This is a genomic window from Sphingopyxis sp., from assembly GCF_035944815.1.
Classification (GTDB): Bacteria; Pseudomonadota; Alphaproteobacteria; order Sphingomonadales; family Sphingomonadaceae; genus Sphingopyxis.
On the sequence record NZ_DASZAU010000013.1, the window covers coordinates 108,184 to 131,718 of the forward strand.

The 23,535-nt window shown below is 64.6% G+C and carries 32 protein-coding genes; 9 read left to right on the top strand and 23 right to left on the bottom strand.

The window, feature by feature from the left end:
• The first annotated feature begins 25 nt into the window (after window positions 1-25).
• Window positions 26-868: a pantoate--beta-alanine ligase gene (gene panC, locus VGU00_RS17860; RefSeq protein ID WP_327470957.1), complete on the top strand. Its 843-nt coding sequence runs from the start codon at window positions 26-28 to the stop codon at window positions 866-868.
• 136 nt (window positions 869-1,004) lie between these two features.
• Entirely contained in the window at window positions 1,005-1,319 is a 315-nt protein-coding gene (locus VGU00_RS17865; protein WP_327470959.1) for a hypothetical protein, read from the top strand.
• A gap of 103 nt (window positions 1,320-1,422) precedes the next feature.
• On the opposite strand, the gene VGU00_RS17870 is transcribed toward VGU00_RS17865, so the two are convergent.
• The 4 genes from VGU00_RS17870 to VGU00_RS17885 are packed head-to-tail and all read right to left on the bottom strand — an operon-like array spanning window position 1,423 to window position 3,977.
• Complete coding sequence (locus VGU00_RS17870; protein ID WP_327470961.1) at window positions 1,423-2,574, bottom strand: GNAT family N-acetyltransferase; 1,152 nt, start codon at window positions 2,572-2,574, stop codon at window positions 1,423-1,425.
• An 8-nt stretch (window positions 2,575-2,582) separates the two neighbouring features.
• On the bottom strand, window positions 2,583-3,047 hold the full coding sequence (locus tag VGU00_RS17875) for a RidA family protein (RefSeq protein WP_327470963.1): 465 nt from the start codon (window positions 3,045-3,047) through the stop codon (window positions 2,583-2,585).
• Between the two features lie 13 nt (window positions 3,048-3,060).
• A complete protein-coding gene (locus VGU00_RS17880; protein WP_327470965.1) occupies window positions 3,061-3,702 on the bottom strand; it encodes an HAD family hydrolase in 642 nt (213 codons plus the stop codon).
• The gene (locus tag VGU00_RS17885) at window positions 3,699-3,977 is read right to left on the bottom strand and encodes a DUF3572 domain-containing protein (protein ID WP_327470967.1); all 279 of its coding nucleotides are present in this window, start codon (window positions 3,975-3,977) and stop codon (window positions 3,699-3,701) included. The genes VGU00_RS17880 and VGU00_RS17885 overlap by 4 nt, the downstream gene beginning before the upstream one ends.
• Before the next feature lie 72 nt (window positions 3,978-4,049).
• On the opposite strand from VGU00_RS17885, the gene VGU00_RS17890 reads away from it, so the two are divergent.
• Window positions 4,050-4,412: a response regulator gene (locus VGU00_RS17890; protein WP_327470968.1), complete on the top strand. Its 363-nt coding sequence runs from the start codon at window positions 4,050-4,052 to the stop codon at window positions 4,410-4,412.
• 156 nt (window positions 4,413-4,568) lie between these two features.
• Here the strand turns inward: VGU00_RS17890 and VGU00_RS17895 are convergent, their stop codons facing one another.
• The 14 genes from VGU00_RS17895 to VGU00_RS17960 form a co-directional block, all read right to left on the bottom strand.
• Window positions 4,569-5,642 (bottom strand): sigma-54 dependent transcriptional regulator, encoded by a 1,074-nt coding sequence (locus tag VGU00_RS17895; protein ID WP_327470970.1) that lies wholly within the window; start codon window positions 5,640-5,642, stop codon window positions 4,569-4,571.
• Between the two features lie 180 nt (window positions 5,643-5,822).
• A complete protein-coding gene (locus tag VGU00_RS17900; RefSeq protein WP_327470972.1) occupies window positions 5,823-6,689 on the bottom strand; it encodes a flagellar motor protein MotB in 867 nt (288 codons plus the stop codon).
• Window positions 6,689-7,552 carry a flagellar motor stator protein MotA gene (gene motA / locus VGU00_RS17905; protein WP_327470974.1) on the bottom strand — a complete coding sequence of 288 codons (864 nt, stop codon included), beginning with the start codon at window positions 7,550-7,552 and terminating at the stop codon, window positions 6,689-6,691. The genes VGU00_RS17900 and motA overlap by 1 nt, the downstream gene beginning before the upstream one ends.
• Window positions 7,553-7,640: 88 nt before the next feature.
• On the bottom strand, window positions 7,641-8,447 hold the full coding sequence (locus VGU00_RS17910; protein WP_327470976.1) for a flagellin: 807 nt from the start codon (window positions 8,445-8,447) through the stop codon (window positions 7,641-7,643).
• 38 nt (window positions 8,448-8,485) lie between these two features.
• Window positions 8,486-9,811 (bottom strand): flagellar hook-associated protein FlgK, encoded by a 1,326-nt coding sequence (gene flgK, locus VGU00_RS17915; RefSeq protein ID WP_327470978.1) that lies wholly within the window; start codon window positions 9,809-9,811, stop codon window positions 8,486-8,488.
• Complete coding sequence (locus tag VGU00_RS17920) at window positions 9,808-10,125, bottom strand: rod-binding protein (protein ID WP_327470980.1); 318 nt, start codon at window positions 10,123-10,125, stop codon at window positions 9,808-9,810. The genes flgK and VGU00_RS17920 overlap by 4 nt, the downstream gene beginning before the upstream one ends.
• Entirely contained in the window at window positions 10,122-11,231 is a 1,110-nt protein-coding gene (locus VGU00_RS17925) for a flagellar basal body P-ring protein FlgI (RefSeq protein WP_414713571.1), read from the bottom strand. The genes VGU00_RS17920 and VGU00_RS17925 overlap by 4 nt, the downstream gene beginning before the upstream one ends.
• A 14-nt stretch (window positions 11,232-11,245) precedes the next feature.
• Window positions 11,246-11,914 carry a flagellar basal body L-ring protein FlgH gene (locus tag VGU00_RS17930; RefSeq protein WP_327470982.1) on the bottom strand — a complete coding sequence of 223 codons (669 nt, stop codon included), beginning with the start codon at window positions 11,912-11,914 and terminating at the stop codon, window positions 11,246-11,248.
• Window positions 11,895-12,680, bottom strand: coding sequence for a flagellar basal-body rod protein FlgG (gene flgG, locus VGU00_RS17935; RefSeq protein ID WP_327470984.1), 786 nt, complete (start codon window positions 12,678-12,680; stop codon window positions 11,895-11,897). The genes VGU00_RS17930 and flgG overlap by 20 nt, the downstream gene beginning before the upstream one ends.
• A gap of 12 nt (window positions 12,681-12,692) precedes the next feature.
• On the bottom strand, window positions 12,693-13,436 hold the full coding sequence (gene flgF / locus VGU00_RS17940) for a flagellar basal-body rod protein FlgF (RefSeq protein WP_327470986.1): 744 nt from the start codon (window positions 13,434-13,436) through the stop codon (window positions 12,693-12,695).
• Between the two features lie 35 nt (window positions 13,437-13,471).
• The gene (locus VGU00_RS17945) at window positions 13,472-14,299 is read right to left on the bottom strand and encodes a flagellar hook-basal body complex protein (RefSeq protein WP_327470988.1); all 828 of its coding nucleotides are present in this window, start codon (window positions 14,297-14,299) and stop codon (window positions 13,472-13,474) included.
• A 4-nt stretch (window positions 14,300-14,303) separates the two neighbouring features.
• Window positions 14,304-14,606: a flagellar hook assembly protein FlgD gene (locus VGU00_RS17950; RefSeq protein WP_327470990.1), complete on the bottom strand. Its 303-nt coding sequence runs from the start codon at window positions 14,604-14,606 to the stop codon at window positions 14,304-14,306.
• A gap of 1 nt (window position 14,607) precedes the next feature.
• Window positions 14,608-15,018: a flagellar basal body rod protein FlgC gene (gene flgC / locus VGU00_RS17955; RefSeq protein WP_327470991.1), complete on the bottom strand. Its 411-nt coding sequence runs from the start codon at window positions 15,016-15,018 to the stop codon at window positions 14,608-14,610.
• Window positions 15,015-15,356 carry a flagellar basal body rod protein FlgB gene (locus VGU00_RS17960; RefSeq protein WP_327470993.1) on the bottom strand — a complete coding sequence of 114 codons (342 nt, stop codon included), beginning with the start codon at window positions 15,354-15,356 and terminating at the stop codon, window positions 15,015-15,017. The genes flgC and VGU00_RS17960 overlap by 4 nt, the downstream gene beginning before the upstream one ends.
• 255 nt (window positions 15,357-15,611) lie before the next feature.
• On the opposite strand from VGU00_RS17960, the gene VGU00_RS17965 reads away from it, so the two are divergent.
• The 6 genes from VGU00_RS17965 to VGU00_RS17990 all read left to right on the top strand — a co-directional run bounded on the left by VGU00_RS17965 (window position 15,612) and on the right by VGU00_RS17990 (window position 20,667).
• A complete protein-coding gene (locus VGU00_RS17965; protein WP_327470995.1) occupies window positions 15,612-16,121 on the top strand; it encodes a flagella basal body P-ring formation protein FlgA in 510 nt (169 codons plus the stop codon).
• Window positions 16,122-16,308: 187 nt separating this feature from the next.
• A complete protein-coding gene (gene flgM, locus VGU00_RS17970) occupies window positions 16,309-16,608 on the top strand; it encodes a flagellar biosynthesis anti-sigma factor FlgM (RefSeq protein WP_327470997.1) in 300 nt (99 codons plus the stop codon).
• A complete protein-coding gene (locus VGU00_RS17975; RefSeq protein ID WP_327470999.1) occupies window positions 16,605-16,904 on the top strand; it encodes a hypothetical protein in 300 nt (99 codons plus the stop codon). Before flgM ends, VGU00_RS17975 begins: the two co-directional genes overlap by 4 nt.
• Before the next feature lie 79 nt (window positions 16,905-16,983).
• Complete coding sequence (locus VGU00_RS17980) at window positions 16,984-17,811, top strand: transglycosylase SLT domain-containing protein (protein WP_327471001.1); 828 nt, start codon at window positions 16,984-16,986, stop codon at window positions 17,809-17,811.
• Window positions 17,808-19,931, top strand: coding sequence for a flagellar biosynthesis protein FlhA (flhA, locus tag VGU00_RS17985; protein WP_327471003.1), 2,124 nt, complete (start codon window positions 17,808-17,810; stop codon window positions 19,929-19,931). The genes VGU00_RS17980 and flhA overlap by 4 nt, the downstream gene beginning before the upstream one ends.
• Window positions 19,921-20,667, top strand: a complete 747-nt coding sequence (locus tag VGU00_RS17990; RefSeq protein ID WP_327471005.1) for a FliA/WhiG family RNA polymerase sigma factor — start codon at window positions 19,921-19,923, stop codon at window positions 20,665-20,667. The genes flhA and VGU00_RS17990 overlap by 11 nt, the downstream gene beginning before the upstream one ends.
• A gap of 45 nt (window positions 20,668-20,712) precedes the next feature.
• Here VGU00_RS17990 and VGU00_RS17995 read toward each other — a convergent pair whose 3' ends face one another.
• From VGU00_RS17995 to VGU00_RS18015, 5 genes are all read right to left on the bottom strand, one after another.
• Complete coding sequence (locus VGU00_RS17995; protein ID WP_327471007.1) at window positions 20,713-21,168, bottom strand: winged helix DNA-binding protein; 456 nt, start codon at window positions 21,166-21,168, stop codon at window positions 20,713-20,715.
• A 73-nt stretch (window positions 21,169-21,241) separates the two neighbouring features.
• On the bottom strand, window positions 21,242-21,655 hold the full coding sequence (locus VGU00_RS18000; protein WP_327471009.1) for a hypothetical protein: 414 nt from the start codon (window positions 21,653-21,655) through the stop codon (window positions 21,242-21,244).
• A 24-nt stretch (window positions 21,656-21,679) separates the two neighbouring features.
• Entirely contained in the window at window positions 21,680-22,054 is a 375-nt protein-coding gene (locus VGU00_RS18005) for a hypothetical protein (RefSeq protein ID WP_327471011.1), read from the bottom strand.
• A 60-nt stretch (window positions 22,055-22,114) separates the two neighbouring features.
• On the bottom strand, window positions 22,115-22,612 hold the full coding sequence (locus tag VGU00_RS18010) for a helix-turn-helix transcriptional regulator (protein WP_327471013.1): 498 nt from the start codon (window positions 22,610-22,612) through the stop codon (window positions 22,115-22,117).
• A gap of 174 nt (window positions 22,613-22,786) precedes the next feature.
• On the bottom strand, window positions 22,787-23,512 hold the full coding sequence (locus tag VGU00_RS18015) for a FadR/GntR family transcriptional regulator (protein WP_327471015.1): 726 nt from the start codon (window positions 23,510-23,512) through the stop codon (window positions 22,787-22,789).
• Window positions 23,513-23,535: the final 23 nt, after the last annotated feature.

Here is a 23,535-nt window from a genome sequence, read left to right on the forward strand (position 1 = left end):
CGCCAATATCGGAGGGCGACCGAGCGTGCAAATCATCCGTGACATCGCGATGCTGCACCGTGCCGTTACGGCACTGAAGCAGGGTGGGAAGAGCGTAGCCTTGGTGCCGACGATGGGAGCGCTGCACGACGGCCATCTCTCGCTCGTCCGCATGGCGAAGCGCGTCGCCGACCAGGTGATCGTGTCGATCTTCGTCAACCCGACGCAATTCGGCCCCAATGAGGATTTCGCCGCCTATCCGCGCGACGAAGCGCGCGACGCGGCGTTGCTGGCACAAGAATCTGTCAGCGTGCTCTGGGCACCCGACGTGAACACCATGTATCCCGGCGGGCACAGCACGCATATCGAGGTCGCCGACCTCGGCGCCGATTATTGCGGCGCGGCGCGGCCGGGGCATTTCGACGGCGTCGCGACCGTCGTCGCCAAACTCTTCAATCAGGTGCGCCCCGACGTCGCGATCTTCGGCGAAAAGGACTGGCAGCAACTCGCGATCATCCGCCGCATGGCGCGCGATCTCGATTTCGGGATCGACATTTTGGGCGCGCCGATCGCGCGCGATACCGATGGTCTCGCGCTGTCGTCGCGCAATGCCTATCTTTCGACCGAAGAGCGGGCGGCAGCAACCGCCTTTCCAGACGCGCTGAAGGTCGCGGCGAAAGCCATCGCGGGCGGCGCCGATGTAAGCGATGCCCTTGCGAAAGCCCAGGCCGCGATCGTCAAAGGCGGCTTCGATAGCGTCGACTATGTCGCATTGGCCGATGCCGACAGCCTTGAGCGGCTGGCCGATTTTCGTGCGCCGGCGCGGTTGCTGGCGGCGGCACGGATCGGCAAAACGCGGCTGATCGACAATTATCCAGTCGGCAGCTAATCCAGAAACCCTAGGATTTCCTGACTTTTCAGACGATACCCACAAAAAGTCGGCCTACCGTTAACGCTTTGTTGACCATAACCCGCAAATTTGAACCCCGAGGTCTCCATGTGGGGTGGAGGCAAAGGGGGTTATCATGGCGAACAGTCTGAAGTCTGCCCAATATCTGATCGAAAGCCGCCTGCTCGACGCAGCGCGCGGCGACGCAAACGCCTATTTCGATCTGGGCATTGCCTTTTCCACCGGGACCGGCGGTGTCGATGTCGACCTGATCCAGGCGCATAAATGGTTCAACCTTGCCGCGCTCGGCGGCAATATCGAAGGCCAGCACTGCCGCGCCGACGTGTCGAGCGAGATGTCGCGCGATGAAATTGCCGAAGCGCAGCGGCAGGCTCGCGCCTGGCTCGACGAGACGGCTCGCCGTCCGGCTGCGCGCCGCTTCGCGGCCTAAGTTTTTCCGCTCACGCGGCACGGCACCAGCCCGCTCCCCCGCCCGGCCGTACCCTGAAATGGGAGGCCGGGCGGGGGAGCGGGCTGGTGCCGTTCTGACGAGTTCAGACCGAGCGTTTGAAGGGCGTATGCCCTTCCAGCCATTCCATCTCACTTTCTTCGGCGCGGCGCTCCTGTTCGAGATAGTCCGCGACGGCGCGGCGAAAGCCCGGATCGGCGATAAAATGCGCCGACCAGGTCGCGACGGGGCCATAGCCGCGAGCGAGCTTGTGCCCGCCCTGCGCGCCCGCCTCGACGCGCTTCAGGCCGCGTTCGATCGCAATGTCGATCGCGCGATAATAGCATAGCTCGAAATGGAGATAGGGAATCTCGACGAGACAGCCCCAATAGCGTCCGTAAAGCGTGTCGGGCCCGAGGAAATGCAGCGCGCCCGCAACCGGCCGTTCCTCGCGGTCATAAGCGATCAGCAGGATGATCCGGTCGGCCATCGCCGTGCCCATCAGGTCGAACGCTTCGCGCGTGAGGTACGGATGCCCCCATTTGCGCGCTCCCGTGTCCTGATAGAAGAGCCACATCGCGTCCCAATGTTCGGGCCGGATCGCGTCCCCGGTCAGCTCCGCGATCTGAAGCCCTTCGACCGCGCGCAGCCGTTCCTTGCGCAATTGCTTGCGCTTCTGCGAGTTCAGCGTGGCGAGGAAATCGTCGAAGCTGGTGTAGCCGCTATTCGCGAAATGGAACTGGATATCGCGGCGCACGAGCCAGCCGGCCTCCTCGAACAGCGGCATCTGCTCGGGTGCCACGAAGGTGGCGTGCGCCGACGATAGCTGGTTCTGGCGTACCACCGCCTCGGCCGCGCGGAGCAACAGCAGTGCGTCGTCCCGGCTTTTCGCGAGCAAGCGCGGGCCCGGGACCGGGGTGAAGGGCGCCGCGATCTGCAGCTTGGGATAATAATCGCCGCCCGCGCGCGTCCAGGCATCGGCCCAGCCATGGTCGAAGACATATTCGCCCTGGCTGTGCGATTTGAGATAGGCAGGCGCCGCAGCGACGAGCGACCCGGCCGCATCCTCGACCAGCAGCGGCGCCGCCTGCCAACCGGTTCCCGGTCCGACGCTGCCCGATCGTTCGAGCAGCGACAGGAAGGCGTGGCCGACGAACGGATTGCCGTCGCCTGCCAGCGCGTCCCATGCTGCGGCGCCGATCGCGGCGACGCCGGTTCCGAGCGAGACGGTCCGGGCGAGCGGGTCGGCTTCGGCCACCAGCGTCCTTACGCGGGCTTCACCGCAACGATCGCATCGGCCTCGACCGCTGCACCGAGCGGCAGCACAGCGACGCCGACGGCTGCGCGCGCGTGGCGGCCGGCTTCGCCGAACAGCGTTTCGAACAGTTCCGAGGCGCCGTTCGCGACCTTTGCCTGATCGGTAAAGCTCGGCGCGCTGTTGACGAAAACACCCAGCTTGACGACGCGCTCGACGCGCGACCAGTCGCCGCCGAGCGCCTGACCGATCTGCGCGACGAGCATCAGCGCGACACGCTGCGCCGCATCCTGCCCGCCCGCGACATCCATGTCGTCGCCGAGCCGGCCGGTCACGACCTGCCCGTCGCGGAACGGCAGCTGGCCGCTGACATAAAGCATGCCGCCTTGCTCGACGACGGGCACATAAGCGGCGACCGGAGCGGCGGGCCTGGGGAGGTCAAGGCCGAGTTCGGCGATTTTGGCGGCGATATCCATGGGAGCTTCCTTCTTAGACCGGTTCGGGAGCCGGAGCGGGGATGTTTTCGGTGAGCCGCGCCAATATCCAGTCGCGCGCTTCGTTCCAATCGTCGATTCGCGCATGGGCATGTTTCGCCGGCGCGATCTTGCCAGCGATCGCGGGCTCGCCGACAAGGTGGAGCCGCCATACGGCGGGCGCCTCGTGCGCGACCGACTGGTGATGGCCGGCGAGGTCGTCGATGAACACCGCGACCGAGGGCCGGTATTGCTCGATCAGGCGGCGTACCGGTTCGCCCTTGCCGCCGCGGCTGCCGATGACGGGCGCGTGAAAATCATGGAGCGCGAGCTGGTCGACCCGCGCCTGCTGGTGCTCGGGGCCAACGTTGGTCAGGACGACGATATCGGCCTCGGCGCCGATTGCCGCCATCGCGGCCAAAGCCCCGGCGATCGGATATTGGCGCGTCATTTCGCTGCGGAAGAAACCGTCGAGCAGTGGCCAAACCTCGGCGGCGTCGAGCGGCGTACCGCATTCCTTGCGCTTCAGCGCATTGGCGAAGCTCGCATCTTCGATGCGGAAGATCACGCCATGTTCGGTATCGACCCATTCGGCGAAGGGGACGACCATGTGCATCAGCACCTCGTCGCAATCGGTGATGACGAGCGGGCGGTTCATGCGGTCGTTCCTTCGAGTCTTTGGGCGGCGGCGGCGATGCTCGCCGGCGGCACCTGCAACGCATCGGCGCAGGCGACAAGGTCATTTTCATGACCGGTCAGAAAAGCGAGTATCGCCGCCAGCGTCGCACGTTCGCCAAGCGAAGCGCGAAGCTCCTCGGGCGTGAGGCCGGTCAGGCCCAGCAGGCGTTCGGCGCGCGGCTCGTCGTTCAAGATCCAGCCGAGCGCATGGAGCGCCAGCGCGGCATCATCCTCAAGCAAGCGGGTTTCCTTCATCGCGATGCAATTGTGTCGTGCGGCCGATTCGCCTAAACGGGCCGCGCACGCAAGGTGGGGAACGGAACGCACATGGGCAAGACCATCCTGGTCGTCGAGGATAATGAACTCAACCTGCGTCTCTTCTGCGACCTGCTCAACGCCCATGGCTATCACGCGCATCCGGTGCGCGACGGTCGCGATGCGCTGGCGAGGGCACGCGAGGTCACGCCCGACCTCATCATCATGGATATCCAGTTGCCGCATGTCAGCGGGCTCGAGCTGATCGGCCAGATGAAGAACGACCTGAAGCTGCGCGCGGTACCGATCATGGCGGTGACCGCCTATGCCGGAAAGGGCGACGAAGAACAGATTCGCGCCGCGGGCGCCGAGGCCTATGTGTCTAAGCCGATTTCGGTGATCAAATTTATCGAGAGCGTCGGCGCTTTCGCCTGAACGGCCAAGGGCCGCTGACCACGGCCCCCGTTTCATATCGATCGATCCGGTGCATTGGGTACCCGGCCGCCCTAGGTGGGGACGGGCGGCCGGGCGGTGCGGGGGCGGACCAGAGCCCCCTTTTTTCAGCGGGTGCTGAAACTCGTATCGTGGCCGTCAGGCGGCCTGCTGATGGACGCCATATTTGCGCATCTTTTCGATGAGTGTGGTGCGCTTCAGCGTCAGCAGGCGTGCCGCTTCGGAAATGATGCCGTCGGCAAGGTCGAGTGCGACGTGAATCTGTTCGAGCTCGATCGTCTCGATTTCGCGCTTGAGGTCGATCGGACGGCCCGGTGCCGGCGTCTTGCCGTGCGGGGCAGCCGATACGACCGGGGCGGCAGCGAAATCGTCCGCGCTGGCCGGCACCGCGACGGGGCTGCTGGGGACAGCCTGTCGCGGCGCCAGCGCTGCGGTGGGGTTCAAAAGCATGGCGACATCGTCGAGGCCGAGCGTTTCGCCGCCATGGAGAACGCTGGCGCGTTCGACGAAATTCCTGAGTTCGCGGATATTGCCGGGCCAACCATGCTGCATGAGCAATGCCATGGCCGCGTCGTCGAAACGACATTTGGCGTCGGCGGGCATCTTGCGCTGGAAATGACGGATGAGCGCGGGAATATCCTCGACGCGGCTGGCGAGGCTGGGGACCTGCAGCACAACCACGCCGAGCCGGAAGAACAGGTCTTCGCGGAATTTGCCGTTGGCGATCGCGACGCCAAGATCCTGGTGCGTTGCCGAAATCACGCGGACGTCGATGTCGCGGACTTCGCTGCTACCGACGCGGACGATCGTCCGGTCTTCGAGCACGCGGAGCAGCTTGACCTGCATGTCGAAACGCATGTCGCCGATTTCGTCGAGGAAGATTGTACCACCCTCGCTCGCTTCGAAATGGCCGATGCGGCGGGCATGGGCGCCGGTGAAGCTGCCCTTTTCATGCCCGAACAGTTCGGATTCGATGAGGTCGCCGGGAATGGCGCCGCAATTGATCGCGGAGAAGGCCTGGCCCGCGCGGACGCCCTCGTCGTGGATGGCACGGGCGACCAGTTCCTTGCCCGAGCCCGACGGGCCGCAGAGCATGACCGATGCGTTCGACCGGGCGACGCGGCGGATCATCTCGCGCAGTCGCACGGCGGCATCGCTGCTGCCGATGATCAGCGCTTCGAGCGCTGCGTTATTATTCTGCCCCACCGTCATTTCAGTCTCCACCGCGCCCCCCGATCGGCGCCCTTTCGATGGATCCAGAAATTGACGAAACTGGTAAACAAAAGCTTATCACAGCCAACCTAAGTCATTCAAAATAAACAGTTATTGCCATAATGAAAGTAATGATGGCGCAATTGCGTTAACTGTCGCCGATTTGCTGCCAAACTGGCACTAATTGTCGGGAGCGCTTCGCCAGCCTAGGGTGATCGAGATGCGGCGGTTGCGCGGATCGAATCGGTCGGAGGGCACATAGGGCTCGCGATCGGCCACGCCTTCGATGCGCGCAAAGCGGCCCGAGGCGACGCCGCGATACTCGAGATAATGACGCGTCACCTCGGCGCGGTCGACCGAGAGGCGCCAATTGTTCGTGCCCGATTTCGCCGACCAGGGCGCGGCGTCGGTGTGGCCGCGGACCATCACCTGGTTGCTGACCTCGGCGATCGGCTTTGCAACTTCGCTGAACAGGCGGGCGCCCGCCGGGGTCAGCTGGCTGGTACCGATCACGAACATCGAAAAATCGGCGTCGTCGACGACGTCGATCCGCAGCCCCTCGGTGGTTTCGGTGAAGCGCAGATTCTGGGCAAGGCGCTTGAGCTCGCCCTTGCTCTCGACGCGCGCTTTTAGCGATTGCGCGAGCAGCCGCAGTTTCTTCGACTCCGCATCGCGTTCGCGCCCCGATGCTTCACGCGGTCCGCCGACGGCATCGCGCGGTATCGTCATCGAGCGCGTGCCGGTCTGCGCCGCCCCATGCGGATAGCGGTCGGCCGCGACCAGCGAATCGCCGCCGAACAAGCCAGTCGAGCCTGCGGAGTCGGTCTTGGTCTGGACGATCGTCGGCGCGAAATAGTCGGCAAGCGCCTTGCGCTGCTTCTCGGTGGTGGCGCCAAGCAGCCACATCAGGAGGAAGAAGGCCATCATCGCGGTCACGAAGTCCGCATAGGCGACCTTCCATGCGCCGCCGTGGTGGCCGCCATGCGCTTCCTCGACGATCTTCTTGACGATGATCGGCCGCGGCGGGGTGTTGGGACGCGCAGCCATCAGCGGCCTCGCATACCATCAAATACTTCGGCGAAGCTCGGCTGGTTATGATGGTCGACACCCGAGCGCGCGGCCTCGATCACCAGCGGCTGCGGATGGCCATGGAGCGAAGCGACGATCAGCTGCTTCACCGTATGATAGATGGCGGCATCGCTTTCGATCACCGTCTTGGCGCGTGTCGCGAAGGGGCCGACAAGGCCGTAGGCGAGCAGCACGCCGAGGAAGGTGCCGACCAGCGCCGAACCGATCATCGCGCCGAGAATCTCGGGCGGCTTGTCGATCGATCCCATCGTCTTCACGACGCCGAGCACCGCCGCGACGATCCCGAGCGCCGGGAGTGCGTCAGCAAGGCTCTGGAGCCCCTCGGCCGGTTTCAGCGAGTGATGACGGTGGTTTTTGAGGGCGTTGTCCATGACGTCCTCGACGGCGTGCGGATCGAGCGTGCCCGACGACACGACGACAAGGCGCAGCGTATCGCAGATCAGGTGGACGAGCGTATCGTCCTTCAAAAGCTTGGGATATTGCTGGAAGATCGGCGAGCTTTTCGGATCCTCGATATGCGGTTCGACCGCGACGGGCCCCTCGGTACGCATCATCTTCATCAGCGTGGAAACGAGCAGGATGCAATCGAGATAATCCTGCTTCTTATACTGCGGACCCTTGAACACCTTGGCCAGGCCGCCACCGAGCGCTTTCAGGTCGGCGCCCGAATTGCCGATGATCAGCGAGCCAATCGCGGCGCCCCCGATGATCAGCATTTCGTGCGGAAGCGCGTGCATGACAGGCCCCAGATTGCCCCCGGTCAGCGCGAAGCCCCCGAAGACCAGCAGGATCAGAACGACGATGCCGATAACGGGAAACATCTGAGAGCAACTCCATCGGGGCGTGAAAGCCCCTCATCCAAATGACGTCTTGATGATTAACGGCAGCGACGCCCGAATATTGAGCGCGTCAGTTCAAAATATCGAACAGGGTCTGCCGGTTGATCTTCGCAAAGGCGGCCTGCGCCGCGCCGAGCGTCAGGTCGAGCGCATTGAGTTCGGCGATCGCGACATTCATGTCGGTATCCTCGACGCTCGATCGTTCGTCCTTGAGCGTGATTGCGCGCGACGCGAGTCCGTCGCCGATGCGATCGAGCCGCCCGCCGGCAAGGCCGAGCTTGGCATGTTCGTCGGCGACATGGCCGATCGCGGTCGCCATCGCGTCGATCGCGCCGTTGATCCCCGCCTTGTCGCCGGCCGAAATTGCGGCGGCGGCATCGCGCACCCCCGTCGACAGGCTGTTCCCGCCGACGACGAACACATCGGCCGCCGACTGGACAGGAGCGAAGCTGACATCCGAATCGAAGCGCATCACGCGCGCCGCGCCGGTCGCGAACACGGGATCGCCGTTCGAATCGCGCGTGGCCGCGAGCGCGTCGAGCTCTTCGGCAATCGTCCCGAGTTCGGCCGCGATCGTTGCGCGGTCGGCGGGGTTCGCCGTGTCGCTCGCCGCCGCGAGCGTCAGATCGCGCGCGCGCGTCATCAGATTGGTGACCGACTTCATGACGCCATCGGCCTGTGACACCAGCGCGGTCGCCGAATTGATGTTCGACGACCAGGCTGCCATGCTCGCCTGCGTCGTACCGATCGTCGCGATGCGCCGCGACGCGACGGGATCGTCCGACATGCGCAGCAGCTTCTTGCCACCCGAAATCTGGATCTGCGTCCGCTCGAGCGCATCGGCGAGCCGTTGTTGGCGCGCGATTTCACGCGTCATGCGATTGCCCACGGCATTAATCATCGTCTTCGCCTTCCTTACAGCGAGCTGAGCAGCGTCTGCATCGTTTCGCGTGCGACCTGGATCGTCCGCGCAGCGGCCGAATAGGCTTGCTGGAAGCGGAGCAGTTCCGCGGCTTCGGTATCGAGATCGACCTGGCTCACGCCATCGCGCGCGGCGGCCGATGCGTCGGCGCGCGTCGTCGCGGCCGCATCCTGCGCCCGCGCCGACGCGACCGATTGCGCCTGCGTCGCGAGATGCCCCGACCAGCGCGATTCGGGATCGTTCGCCCCGCGCATCGCGCCGAAGTTGAGCATATTGCCGTTGCTGCCCGACCCGTTCGCTGCGGCTACCTGATCGGGAGCGAGCGAAGCTGCGGTCAGCGTCGCGGCGCTCGTGCCGGTGAACAGCGGCTGGCCGGGATTGCCCGCCGCATCGGTGCCCGCCTGATGCGCGGCATTGAGCTGGCTTGCGAAATCATTCGCCATCGCATCGAGCGCGGCGCGCTGGTCGGCGACATGACCCGCCGACTCCGCCAATCCCGCCAGCGATCCGGTCGAGATCGTCAGCGGCGAACCGCCGACGCCGTACGACAAGCGCCCGTCGACCGCCGCGGTCACCGTGACCGGATTCACTACCCCGCCACCGACGAGCAGGTCGCCCGATCCGGCGGCGCGCAGCGTCACCGCGCCATTGTTGTCGAAGGTCGCCTTGATGCCGGCCTGCGACGAAATCTGGTCGAGCAGCCGGTCGCGTTCGTCGAGCAGGCTCGCCTCGTTCGTCGATCCCGGCCGCGCCTTGCGCAGGCCGATGTTGATCTGTTCGAGCGCGTCCAGATTGGAATTGAGCTGGTCGACGGCGCTTGTCGCTGCGCCCGAAATCCCCTCGCCCATCTTGTCGAGCTGGCCCGACGCGGTCCGGAAACCCAACGCGATGTCGTCGACCGATTGCAGAAACTGGGCGCGCAGCGTCTTGTTCGCCGGATCCGAAGTGAGCTGATCGGCGGTCGTGTAAAGCTTGGTGAGGCCCGTCTTGATGCCGTTCGTTTCGTCGCTGAGCGCGTCTTCGACCTTGCCCAGCCAGCCGAGCTTCGTCGCCGCGCGTTCGGCATCGCCGCCCGAGATGCGCGAATCCTCGATCAGCCAGGCGTCGACCGAGCGGTTCACGCCGCGAATGTCGACGCCGCCGGGGTTGGTGTTGCCGCGATAGAAGATCGAATTGCCGCCGCCGACGGCTTCCATCATCTCGAGCCGGCGCCGCGCATATCCGGGCGTCTGGGCGTTGGCGATATTGTCGCCCACCGTCGACAGCGCGCGCGAATAGGCCTTGAGCCCGCTATAGCCGATGCCGAGCAGGTCGCTCATTGTACGCCTCCCCCGGAGCGCCCGGCGTGCCCGCCGAGCTGGCCGCGGAACTGGCGCTCGACCATGTCGGCGATACCGAACTGGCGCATCGAGGCGAGGCTGTCGGCGGTGCGCGCGTCGGCCATTTCGCGGAAATTGTCGGTCGCGCTCGATCCGAAGATATCGTCGCCGAGCTTCGCCTGCCGCATCGACGCCATCAACTGGCGCAGGATCACGGCTTCGAACGCCTCGGCCGCCTTGCGCAGCCCGCCATCGCCGCCGCCGGCTGCGGCGGGCGTCGGGGCGGCACCGATCGAAGAAATGGGGCTCATCATATGATCACCAGTTCCGCAGTGAGCGCGCCGGCCTGGCTCAGCGCCTCGAGGATGGCGACCAGGTCGCCGGGAGGAACGCCCATGCGGTTGATCGCATCGACGAGTTCGGAAAGCGAAGCGGTCGGCCTGACCAGCATCACCGGGCGATATTCCTCGTCGACGCTGATGTCGCTCGACGGTTCGATCGCGGTCTGGCCGCGGCTGAAGGGCGCGGGCTGGACGACCGTCGGCGATTCCTTGATCGACACGGTAAGCTTGCCCTGCGTCACCGCTGCCGTACCGACGCGGACCGCGCCGTTGATGACGACGGTTCCGGTCCGCGCGTTGACGATCACCTTGGCCGGCGGTTCGGCGCGCTGGACGCCCAGATTTTCGATCTGCGACATCAGCCGCATCCGTTCGTCACCGCTGCCCGCCGCGCGGATCGCGATGCTCGCGCCGTCGATCATCGACGCCGAACCCGGCAGCGCAGCATTGATCGCGTCGGCGACGCGCTTTGCATTGGTCGCGTCGAACTGGTGGAGGTTGAAGGTCAGGTAGCTTGACGTCGCAAAGCCGGTGTCGACCGACCGTTCGACCGTCGCGCCGCCCGCGATCCGGCCGCTCGAAGGGACATTGACGGTCAGCTTCGACCCGTCGGCGGCATCGACGCCGAGACCGCCGATGACCAGATTGCCCTGCACCATCGCGTAAATCTGTCCGTCGGCGCCATAAAGCGGCGCGAGCACGAGCGTGCCGCCGCGCAGGCTTTTCGCCTTGCCCATCGCCGATACAGTGACGTCAAGACGCTGGCCGGGCTTGGCGAAGGGCGGAAGTTCGGCAGTAATCATCACCGCCGCGGCATTTTTGAGCGCCGGATTGACGCCCGGCGGCAAGGTCAGGCCAAAGCGCGAAACCGCGCCCTTCATGCCCAGCGTCGAATAGTCGAGGCTGTCGTCGCCGGTGCCCGCGAGGCCGACCACGATGCCGTAGCCGGTGAGCTGGTTGGCGCGAAGGCCCTGGAACTGGCCCATGTCCTTGATGCGTTCGGCATGTGCCGGCACCGCGAAGAGGAAGCTCGCGATCAGGAACGCAAGAAGGGTGAACAGGGTCGGACGCTGGGTCACAGGAAATTCCTCTGTTAGAACGGGCTGATGATCGAGAAGAAGCGCTGCAGCCAGCCCTGCTGGCTGGCTCGGGCGATCTCGCCCTTGCCGACGTAACGGATCTTGGCGTCGGCGACGCGCGTCGACAGGATGCGATTGTCAGGGCTGATATCGATCGCGCGAATGATCCCCGAGATCTGGACGCGTTCGTCGCCGCGGTTGAGCGTGAGCAGCTTTTCGCCCCGCACGAACATCGTGCCGTTCGGATAGACGGCGGCGATCGTGACGCTGACTTCGCCCGACAGCGCGTTCGACTGTGATGCGTCGCCCTTGCCCTTGAACTGCTGTCCGCCACCCGCAGCGACATCGCTGGGGCTGAACAGCGACAGCGGGCCGGTCGTCGGCGGCGTCAGTCCGATGCTGCCGTCGCGCTGCGTGCCCGCGGCGTTGCTCTTGGTCGCTGCGGTGCGCTCGACGAGCTGGATCGTGACGATGTCGCCGACCTGCCCCGCACGCCCGCCCGAGGTGAGCGCGACATAGCTGCCCTGAAAGATCGAGCCGTTCGCCGGCGGCGGCGGTGGCGGCGCCGGGATCGACACCGAAAAGGCATCGGGCGGCAGCTTGTCCTTCGCGAGCGCCGAAGCCGGCGCCAGCACCAGGGCCAGCATCGCCAGATTAGCCAGATCAGAGAGTCTGCGACGCATTTTTCATCATCTCGTCGGTGGCCGAAATCATCTTCGAATTGACCTCATAGGCACGCTGCGTCTCGATCATGTCGACGAGTTCCTCGACGACATTGACGTTCGATCCCTCGAGCATGCCGCCGCGCAGCGAGCCGCGGCCTTCCTCGCCCGCGCCGCCAACCAGCGGGGCGCCCGACGCCTGCGTTTCGACGAGCATGTTGCCGCCGATTGCCTGCAGCCCCGCCGGATTGGCGAAGCGCGCGATTTCGATCCGGCCGAGTTCGAGCGAGGTGCCGTCGGCGCCCGTCGCCGAGACGGTGCCGTCGAGGCCGATCGTCACATTGCTCGCATCTTCGGGAATCTGGATCGCGGGGGTCAGCGGCTTGCCGTCCGGGGTCACGATCGTGCCGTCGGGGGCGCGGCCGAAATTGCCCGCGCGGGTATAGCCGGTGCGCCCGTCGGGCATTTCGACCTGGAAATAGCCGGCGCCGTCGATCGCGACGTCGAGCCCGTTGCCCGTCGTCTGGAACGTGCCCTGCGTGTCCATGCGCGCGGTGCCGTTCAGCGCGACGCCGGTGCCGAGGTTGAGGCCCGTCGCATAGCGGTTTTCCGCCGTCGATGGCGCGCCGGCCTGCGTCATCATCTGATAGCTCAGCGTTTCGAAGCTGGCGCGGTCGCGCTTGAAGCCCGTCGTGTTCACGTTAGCGAGGTTGTTCGCGATCACCTGCATCCGGAAGCCCTGGGCATCCAGACCGGTCCGCGCGACGTGCAAGGCACCGATACTCATGTCATATTCTCCTTAACGGGGGAGCTGCATCAGATTTGCGCTCGCGCTGTCCATGTCGCGCGCGTCGCTGATCATCTTCAATTGCGTGTCCCAACTGCGGCTTGCCTCGATCATCTCGACGAGCGCGGCGGTCGCGGTGACGTTCGATCCTTCGATCGAGCGGGTGAGCAGCCGCGCTTCGGGGTCGTCGGGCAATATGCCGCCGCCCTTCACGCGGAACAGGCCATCGAGCCCCTTGACGATATCCGAACCCGTCGGGGTTGCGAGGCGCAGCCGGTCGACCTCCTGCGGATTTTCGGGGTCGCCGCCCTGCGGGACGATCCACACGCGCCCTTCCTGGTCGATGTTGATCGCATCGGCTGGCGGGATCGTCACCGGCCCCTGCGTACCCTGAACGGGATTGCCGTCGCTGGTGGTGAGGAGGCCGCTCGGCGAGAGCTGCAAATCGCCCCGCCGCGTATAGGCCTCTTCGCCATTCTTCGCCTGTACCACGAGCAGCGCGTCGCCCTGCATCGCAATGTCGAGATCGCGGCCCGTCTGGGTGACGGTGCCCGCCTTCATATCGGCGCCGAGCACTTCCTCGGACGCCATGGCGCGCGCGTCGAGCCCGCTGCCATCGAGCCACAACGACTGCGCATTGGCGATGTCGGCGCGGAAGCCCGGCGTCTGGGCGTTCGCCAGATTGTTGGCGATCGCCGTCTGCCGGGACATGCTGCCCCGCATCGCGGCAAGGCTGGTATAGATGAGGCGGTCCATCGAAGGTCTCCCGGCAGGCGGCGGTCAGCGATGCGTCAGCGCATGCCGATGATCGTCTGGGTGAGCTGCGAAGCGCCCTCGATCGCCTTGGCATTGGCCTGGAAATTGCGCTGTGCGGCCATCAGCATCACCAGTTCCTCGGTGATATCGACGTTCGACCGTTCGAGCGCACCCGAGCGGATCGCGCCCATCGGGCCGTTGGTTGCGGCGTCGATCGTCGGCGGGCCGCTTTCGCCCGTCGACTGCCAGTGGGCGTCACCGGTCGGACGCAGGCCCGACATGGTGGGGAAGGTCGCCATTGCGACCTTGCCGAGCACCTGATCCTCGCCGTTCGCGAAGGTTGCGGTAACGAGGCCGTCGAGACCGATCGAAACATTGACCAGCGCCGAATCGGGATCCGACGGCGACCCTTCGGGCAGGCGAAGGTCAAAGGCGCCGGCCAGCGTGTTATTGGTGACGTTGCCGTCGGCATCGACGGGCAGCAGCTGTAGCTTCGCACCGGTCGTGTCGATGACATAACGGTCGGGGGTCGGTTCGAACGAGCCATTGCGCGTGTAGGTCACCTGCTCGCGCGGCGGATCGCCTTTCACGATGAACATGCCTTCGCCGACGATCGCGAGGTCGAGCGTCTTTTCGCTCGCCTCGTACGAGCCCTGCGTGAACTGCTGGGTGATGCCGTTGAGGCGCGTGCCCTGTCCCGCGATCATCTTGGTCGACTGCGTCGGCGACGAAGCGAAGATGTCGCCGAACTGCGCCTTGCTGCGCTTGAAGCCGATAGCGCCGGCGTTGGCGATATTGTTCGAGATGACCGACATGTCGGTCTGCGCGCCCTTGAGACCCGAAAGCGAAGTGTAGAATGACATGGACTTATCCTTCCTGCGTGGTGGGGGTGGGCGCCGGCGTGGCGGCCTTGATGTCCTTGAGGAGCTGGGTCTGCGCCGTGAGCTGCTCCGAAATCTTCGCGAGCGCGGTGTTGGTCTCGCTGATTCCGGCGAGGCTCGAGAATTGCGCCATCTGCGCAACCATCTGCTGGTTATCGACCGGATTGAACGGATCCTGCTGCGACAGCTGCGCCGTCATCAGGCGCATGAAATCGCTCTGATCCATCTGCTTGCCGCCCTTGGGCTGGAAAACCGGGTTGCTGTTATTGGTGACGCTGTAGACGCTCATCTTACTGTCCCATCCTGAGTGTTTCGTTGATCAGGCCCTTCGCGGTTTCGAGGACCTGCACATTGTTCTGATACTGGCGCGCGGTCTCGACCATCTCGACCATCTCGGCGGCGCTATCGACCGCCGCTTCCCAGACATTGCCGTCCGCATCGGCGAGCGGGTTCGACGGATCGTGGCGCTTCGACGGTGCCATTTTCGACGTCGTGACCTGGTCGACCGCGACGGTCGCGCGGCCCTGCCCGTCCATCACCGAACGAAAGACGGGCTTGAGCGAACGATAGGCGCCCGCCTCGCTGCCCGCCGTCGTTCCCGCATTGGCGAGGTTCGACGCGGTGGCGTTGAGCCGGACAAGCTGCGCCGACATCGCGCGGCCGCTGATGTCGAAGACGGAGAAATTGCCGTTCATCCTCATTCGCCCTTCAGCGCGCGCGAGAGCGTGTTGATGCGCCCCGACAGGAAAGCGAGGCTCGACCGGTAGGCGAGCGCATTTTCGGCATAGGCGGTCTGCTCGGTTGCCATCTCGACGGTGTTGCCATCGAGCGACGCCTGGACCGGGACGCGATAGGCAATGGCGCCCTCGGTCGAACCGCCCTGCTTCGCGAGGTCGAGCGCCTTGGCGAAATCGAGGTCGCGCGCCTTGTAGCCGGGGGTCGCGGCATTCGCGATGTTCGACGCGAGCATCATCATGCGCTGGCTGCGCAGCTGGAGCGCTGTTGCATGCAGGCCAAAGAGTTTCTCGGATGCCATCATCTCATTCCTTTCGCCGGGTTCCGGACCGATCGGCCACGGACACGCGGAAACACCAAGGCATGATGCAATGGACGTGCCAAACTTTATTTATCTATTATTTTCAATATTTTAGATGCAGCATCGGCAAACCGGCAAGGGGGCTCGTCAAAAAACCGACAAGCGCCCATGCCGCACGCCCGAACTGCACGCCAATCCGCGACTGGCACGCTTCCTGCACCCCTGCGGGCAACCATTTGGACCGAAGGAGATGGAACCGTGTCGCACAAATTTCTCGCAAGCCTCGCCGCGATCGGCGCATGCACCGCCGTTCCGGCACACGCCCAGCAGGCCAATGAGGACTGGCAGACGATCGACGTGCTGACCGCCATGGTCGCCAACGCCATGGGCCGCAACGCGACCCCGGTCGACCGTCGCATCAAACTGGCGCGCTGCCCCGAACAGGCATCGGTCACCCCCCTCGATGCCCATACGCTCGCTGTCCGCTGCAACTCGCTCGGCTGGCGTCTGCGCGTACCGATGACCGGCCCGGCCGAGGCGGCACCCGCAGCTGCTGGCTTTTCCCGGCCGAGCGCGAGCGCTCCCGTAATCCGCCGCGGCGACAATGTTCGGGTCACGATCGAAACCGAAAGCTTTTCGATCAGCTATGCCGCGATCGCAAACGAGGACGGCCGTATCGGCGAAACCATCGCGCTGCGTGGCAACGACGCGAAATCGACCCTGAGCGCCGTCGTCACCGGCGCCGGCCGCGCGCGCATGGCCGACTGATCCGCCACCCCGGCCCGCCGCTTTTCACGATTAGCCACCCACCGGCCCGGTGCCGTCGGCTTTCCGACGGCACCGGGCCTTTCTTTTTCTTTTTTGCGTCGCCCCGCCTTAATCGTCCCCGCCAGCGTCCGTTAAAGCCTTCGTGAACCGCGTCGTCACTTTTCTGACGGCATCGGATGGAGGCATTATGTCGGGTGACAGCAAGATCGGACCCATCGGCGGCATCGTCCGCACGAACCCGCTCCGCGGCGTCGCCAGCGGCAGCGCTGCGCCGGCGCACACCGCCGCGCCTCTGCAGGCGACACAGGACAGCCTGCCCACCGCGCGCCTGACGCGCCTGGCGGGCAACCTTGCCAACGAAGCGCCGCCGATCGACGTCGCGCGCGTCGCGTCGCTGCGCACCGCGATCGCCAACGGCAGCTATGGCGTCCATCCCGCGATCATCGCGAGTGCCATGCTCGATTTCCACGGCCGTGGGGCCGAATGATGCTCGACGAAGTACAATCGCGGCTCGACGCGCTGGTCGGCGCGCTCGACGGACATGACGCCGGCGCAATCATCGCCGCGACCGAGGAACTGGCAACCGCAGTGATCCTGTTCCGCGGCGCGGGGATTCCCGCAGGCAGCGAACTTCGTGCGCAGTTGCTGATCGGCAAGACGCTCGGACAGCTCGAAGCCGCCGCGATCCGTGTCAACATCCTGAAAGACTGGACGCGTCAGAGGATTGACAGAAACCACGAAATCCGCGGCACGCACCATCGCGGAGTAGCAATAAGCTATTGATAATCCTGTGACTTACAGGGATCAACCGTAAATGGCACGATGATTGCTTTTGGTCTGCTGAACCAGCGGAACCATAGCCATGAACGCCATCAACAATCCTCAGGGCCCGACCCGCATCGCCACGCCCGTGATGGACGCGGTCCAGAATGCGTCGGCGCGCACCGGAATCGATTTCGACTATCTGGTCGACGTCGCGCGCGTCGAAAGCGGCTACAACCCGACCGCCAAGGCGCCGACCTCATCGGCACGCGGCCTGTATCAATTCACCAAACAGACCTGGCTCGCGACGCTCGACCGGCATGGCGCCGATCATGGCCTTGCCTGGGCCGCCGACGCGATCGGTCGCGACGCGTCAGGCCGGCTGTCGGTCGCCGATCCGGCGCTGCGCCAGCAGATATTCGACCTGCGCGACGACCCGGCGGCTTCGTCGAACATGGCGGCAGCGCTGACCGGCGACAACCGCGCCTATCTCGAAAGCCGGATCGGCCGCAACGCCGAACCCGTCGATCTCTATCTCGCGCATTTCCTGGGATCAGGCGGCGCCGCCAAATTCCTGTCGGCGCTCGAAGCCAATCCCGACCAGCCGGGCGCAACGATGATGCCCGAAGCTGCCGCCGCCAACCGGTCGATCTTCTATGCGTCCGACGGCGGCATGCGCAGCCTTGCCGAGATCCGCGAACGGTTTCGCGTGAAACTCGAAGAAGGTGGCAAGATCGAGAATATCAAGCCCTTCGCCCCCTCGGGCTGGCACGCCGAGGCGAGCAGTTCGAGTGGTCTTGCCGGCGCCGGCGGGGGGCGTCCGCCGCTTCAGATGATGGATATCCAGCCTATGCCGAAAAAGCTCTCGATGGGCTTTGCCGCCGATGCCTATCGGCGGCTCGCCTCACTTTCGGGAGGCACGGCATGACCCCCGGCCTGAACGCGCGCAGCTTCGCGCGCATCGCCGGCGCTTCGGCGCTGCCCGCAGGGATGCTGATTCTCGTCGGGCTGATGGTCATCCCGGTCTCGCCGCTGATCCTCGACATCAGCTTTGTCGCCAATATCATGATCAGCCTGCTGATCCTGATGGTCGCCTTGCAGGCCTCGAAACCGCTCGATTTTTCGGCTTTCCCGACCGTGCTGCTGCTCGCGACGCTGTTCCGCCTCGCGCTCAACGTCGCGTCGACGCGCGTCGTGCTGGTCCATGGCCACGAAGGTACCGCATCGGCTGGCCATGTCATCGAGGCGTTCGGCCAGGTGCTGATCGGCGGCGACTATGTCGTCGGCCTCTTCGTCTTTTTCGTGCTGATGATCATCAACCTGATCGTCATCACCAAGGGCGCCGGGCGCGTATCCGAAGTCTCCGCACGCTTCACCCTCGACGCGCTTCCCGGCAAGCAGATGGCGATCGACGCCGACCTCAACGCCGGGTTGCTGACCCCCGAGGAGGCCAAGGCACGCCGCGTCGAAGTCGGCACCGAAGCCGATTTCTACGGTTCGATGGACGGCGCGTCGAAATTCGTGAAGGGCGACGCAGTCGCCGGGCTGCTGATCCTGTTCGTCAACATCGTCGGCGGTCTGATTCTCGGCATCTTCAGTCATGGGCTCAGCTTCTCCGAAGCCGGCAGCACCTACATCACGCTGGCGATCGGCGACGCGCTCGTCGCGCAGATTCCCGCGCTGCTGCTGTCGATCGCCGCGGCGGCGATCGTCACCCGCGTTTCGTCGCCGTTCGACCTCAGCGGTCAGATCGGCAGCCAGTTTTCGTCGCCAGCGATCTGGATGGCGGTCGGCGGCATCCTGTTCATCCTCGGCCTGGTCCCGGCGATGCCGCAGATGCTGATCCTGCCGGCCGCCGCACTGTCCTTCACGATCGGCTGGCAACTTCGCCGTGCCGCTGCCGCCGTCGCCGACGCGCCCGAACCGGTGGCCCCCGCGCCCGACCCGTCGCTGATCGAATGGTCGGACGTCAGCGATGCCAGCGCGTGCCAGCTCGAAATCGGCTATGCGCTCGTCACCCTCGTCGACGAACGCAAGGGTTCGCCGCTGATGACGCGGATCACGGGCATCCGCCGTCAATTGTCGAAGGAACTCGGCTTCGTCGTCCCGCCGGTGAAGGTCACCGACGACCTGTCGCTTCCCGGCAACGTCTATCGCATTTCGGTCGCCGGCGTGATCGTGGGCGAGGACGAGGTCTTTCCCCACGAAATGCTCGCGCTCGATTCGGGCGATCTGGTCACCAAGGTCGCGGGACGCCCGTGCAAGGATCCGACCTTCGGCCTCGACGCGCTGTGGATTCCGAAGGCGACGCAGAATGACGCCATCGCGGCGGGCTATACCGTCGTCGATCCGGCTACCGTCGTCGCGACGCACCTCAACAACAGCATCGTCGGCTCGGCCGCCGAATTGTTCGGCATCGACGATGCGCAGGCGCTGATCGACAATCTCAAGACGCATTATCCGCAGCTCGCGCAGAATCTCAGCCCGCAGGGCTATTCGTTGCCGCGCGTCGCAAGCCTCTGCAAATCTTTGCTCGTCGAACGCGTCCCCTTGCGCGATTTCCGCAAGATCGCAGAGGCGATGGTCTCGTTGGCGGGCCAGCAGCTTGGCGAGATCGACCTGGTCGAATCGGTGCGCCAGCGTATCGGTGCGCTGATCGTCCAGACGATCGTGCCGAGCCGGATGCCGCTGCCCGTCGTCACCTTCAGCCCCGAAATCGAGATGCTGCTGAATCAGTCGGTTCGCGCCAACCCCGGCGCCGAATGGCCGTTCGAACATGGCATGGCGATGAAGATCATCGAACAGGTCGGGCAAGCGGTCGAACCGCTGCTGCTGCAGACACGCAGCTTTGCGCTCGTCGCCTCGCCGATCTGCCGTTCGGCGCTGTCGCGGCTCGTCCGCGCAACATTCCCCGACGTCGCCGTGATTTCCTATCTCGAAATTCCGGCCACCAAACAAACCGAAATCGTCGCGACGATCGGCGCCGAAGTGCCGCGCCTCGCGAACGGGCCCGAGGCCCATATGGAGGACCAACCGCATGAGAATTGAGCCCGCCGAGCAATTTGCCGGCGTCGCCAGCCGCGCGCCGCGTTCGCATCGCTATGGCGAAAGCGTCGAAGCGCTGGTCGAGGAATATTCGCCGCTGGTCCGCAAGATCGCCTGGCAGGTCTTTTCGCGCGTGTCGCGGACGAGCGAACTCGACGACCTGATCCAGACCGGGCTGATCGCGCTGATCGAGGCGAGTCGCCATTATGAAGAACGCGGTTTCGCCTTTGCCACTTACGCCACGACGCGCATTCGCGGCGCGATGATCGACCAACTCCGCCGTGAGGCCGACGTCGGCCGTTCGGCGATGGTCGCGGCGAAACGGCTGGCAGCGACGCGCGGGGCGCTTGAGCAGCAATTGATGCGCGCGCCGACCGCGGCGGAAATGGCCGAGGCGCTGGGCATGCAGCCCGAGGAATATTTCGCGCTCGAACGCAATGCAACGCACGGCCGTTCGACGTCGCTCGACGAACTGACCGATGTCGGCGCCTTTCTGGCGGCGGACGAAAGTATCGGCGCCGGCGAAAAATGCGAGCAGGAGGATATGATGGGAGCGCTGCGCCAATGCATCGCGCATCTGTCCGAGCGCGAGCAGATGGTGCTGCAGCTCTATTTCTTCGAAGAGCTCAACCTGCACGAAATCGGACTGACGCTCGACGTCAGCGCGGCGCGCATCTGCCAGATCAAGCGCGAAGCGATGGCGAAGGTCGACCGGATGATGCGCTCGATGACCGAATAGGGTCGCGGCGCGCAAATGCTCGCCGCCCTCTCCTGGGGCCGGCGATCAGGCGGCCATCGGCCGGATATCCTGCCAAGCGGCGCCGATCTTATCGAAATAGCTCGCCATCCGTTCGATCCCGCTTTCGGTCAGCCGGACGATCGTGCGCCGCCTGTCGCGTTCGTCGATCGAGCGCTGTGCCAGGCCGAGCCGTTCGAGCGCGGCGATCATGCGAAGCCCCGACGACAGGGGGACCGCAGCACCCGTTGCGAGGTCGCTGGCGCTGAGCGCCCGGCCGTGCGTATTCGCCAGCATCAGGTCGAGCATCATGTCCCACACCGGCCCCGACAGCTCCGCGCTGCCGAAATGGCTGCGGCGTATTCGCCGCATCCGGATGCTGAACGACACCTGCTCGAGCAACGCCGGTGCCGGCGATGCGTCGCCGGGCGCCACAGGCGCAAGGCGCGACGCGGGCACCGGCGCTTCGCCACGGCTCGCCAGCAGGTCGTGGATCTGGTCCACGCGCGATTTCAGTTCGGCAATTTCTTGGTTCGAAAATTGCTGCATGTGACGATGCCCCCGGGGGAGCCACGCACTAGGCCGCAACATCCTTCTGACGACTGGACGATCCTGACGCGTAGATAATCAGCAGCAGGATGGGATAGGATATATAAACTGACAGGAGCGAATAGGGCCGCGCCAATATCTCCGAAAACATATATTTCTGGATGTGGCCGAAAATGGCGATCAATTGCCATCCGGTGATCCAGTACGGCCAGAAACTGTGCGTCTTCAGGGCGATAAGCCAGAAGCTCAGCAGAACCAGCACGTCGATGACGAAGATATTCAGTTCGATATCGGTCCAGGTCGGAAAGGGGTTTACGGCGCTGGTGAGGATCGAGGCGATCAATGCGGTGTAGGCCGCCCACCGCTCGAGGGGACCGCCGCGCTTGATCGCGACGGCCACCGTGATGAGCAGTACAAGATAATAGATCGCCACGGACCACATGTGGCTGTCAACCTTTCCAGACGATCAAGAGGCCTGCGCGAGCGGCAGGGCTGCGACCGCGGCGTCCGACTGGTCGTTGCTGCCTTCGTCGAGCTTGGCCGCCGGCTTGACGCCCGCACCGAACATCCGCGTCCCGAGGCCGACTTCCTTCTGGGTGACGGTCAGCGCGAGGTGCGCGTCGGTCAGGAGCTGGCGGACTTCGCCGGCGGCGGCGAGCGCATGCGCCACCTTGGCCATCGCTTCCTGGCCGACGATCGCCGACATGTTGGTCTCGCGGCGCGCGGTGGGCAGCGTGGCGGCGAGCTGGGCGATACGGATCATCGCCTCGTCGATGGCATCTTCGGCCAGATGAAGGTCGGAGGCGATTTTCTTCGCCGCAGAAACTCGTTGATTCAGCATTATCTTTTTCCTTGAAAAAGAATGCTACCGGTTCCCCCCCGCAGCATTCGGTTCGAACATTCAGGTCATCACGCGACCAAGTCCGACAAGGATCGAATAGAGGGCGGAGAAAGCCAAAATCGTCGCAAACGCGATCAGGATCGGCCAGATTATCCTTTCCATCAACCCATGCCGGTTGGCCGGCTGGGACGCGGTCGGGAATGGCGAACCGATGTCGAATAATCGCCGAAACGAACTGCGCCCCGCTTCCGCATCGTCGGCGGGGGATAGGTCGCCTAGGTCGATCAATTGATATGTCAAAGGCTGATAAGGGGTAACATGGTCGAAGACACCGTTAACCGCCAGAATCCGCGCCGCCTCTATCCTATTGGAAACATTGAGTTTTTTAAGAACGCGTCGCACGCGCTCGTCCACCGTATGCGGTGACACATTCATCAGGCTGGCGATTTGCTTGGAATTTTTGTGCTCGTAAACATGCCGCAACGTTTCAATCTGCGCCGCCGACAGCAGGCTCATGTAATTGTCGGGGTCGCCTTGCACGCCGCTGGAATAGAGCATCACGAGTCGAAATCAAGTTGGTGTGCCGGGTGATTCGTGGCCCAGAACGGGCAGTGACACACAGAAAAGCAATTTAAAAACCGTATGTTATATCCATCTGTGTCGAACCGCCCGGGCCCGCAAAAATTTTTCCCGGCTAGCGATGATTCGCGGGACACTTAGCTCACTAAGGCTTTAGCCCGTCGGCAGATCGCCGCCGCTTTCCTTCAAGGTGCGATAGCGCAGGATCGATTTTTCGATATGGCGGCGCGACGCGCGGCGTGCCGCGGCGGGATCGCCGGCCTCGATCGCGGCGTAGATCGCCTCATGATCGCGATTGATCGTATGCGCGTAACGCTGGTGCCGCACCGGATCGTCGCCCTGCAGGTAAAGCCGCCGCGAGGGTACCAGCCGCACCCCGAGAAACTGGGTGAAACGGAGGAAATAGGGATTGCCCGTCGCGCTGGCGATCGCGGCGTGGAAGGCAGCATCGGCGGCGACCGACGCATCCACATCGCGGCTTTCCTCCATCGCGGCGAGCGTGCGCCGCAACTGGGAGAGGTCGGCATCGGTCCGCCGCCGCGCCGCGAGGTCGGCCATCTCGGCCTCGAACCCCATCCGCATTTCGAGCAGCTTCAGCACGTCGTCGATTTCGCCGACTTCCTCGGCCGTCACCTGGAAGGCGCGATATTGGGCACCGTCGGGAACATAGGCACCCGACCCGCGCCGCGATACCAGCAGGCCGCGCGCCGCAAGCCGCGAATAGGCCTCGCGCACGACGGTGCGGCTGACGCCGAACGTCTCGGTGATTTCTTTTTCGGTCGGGAAACGCGATCCGACGGGCATTTCGCCCGTTTCGATCTGCTCCTCGAAACGCTGGACCAGATCGTCGGCCAGCGATGCCGCCTTGGTTACCGCCATGGACTATGCGTTATCATCGCGTT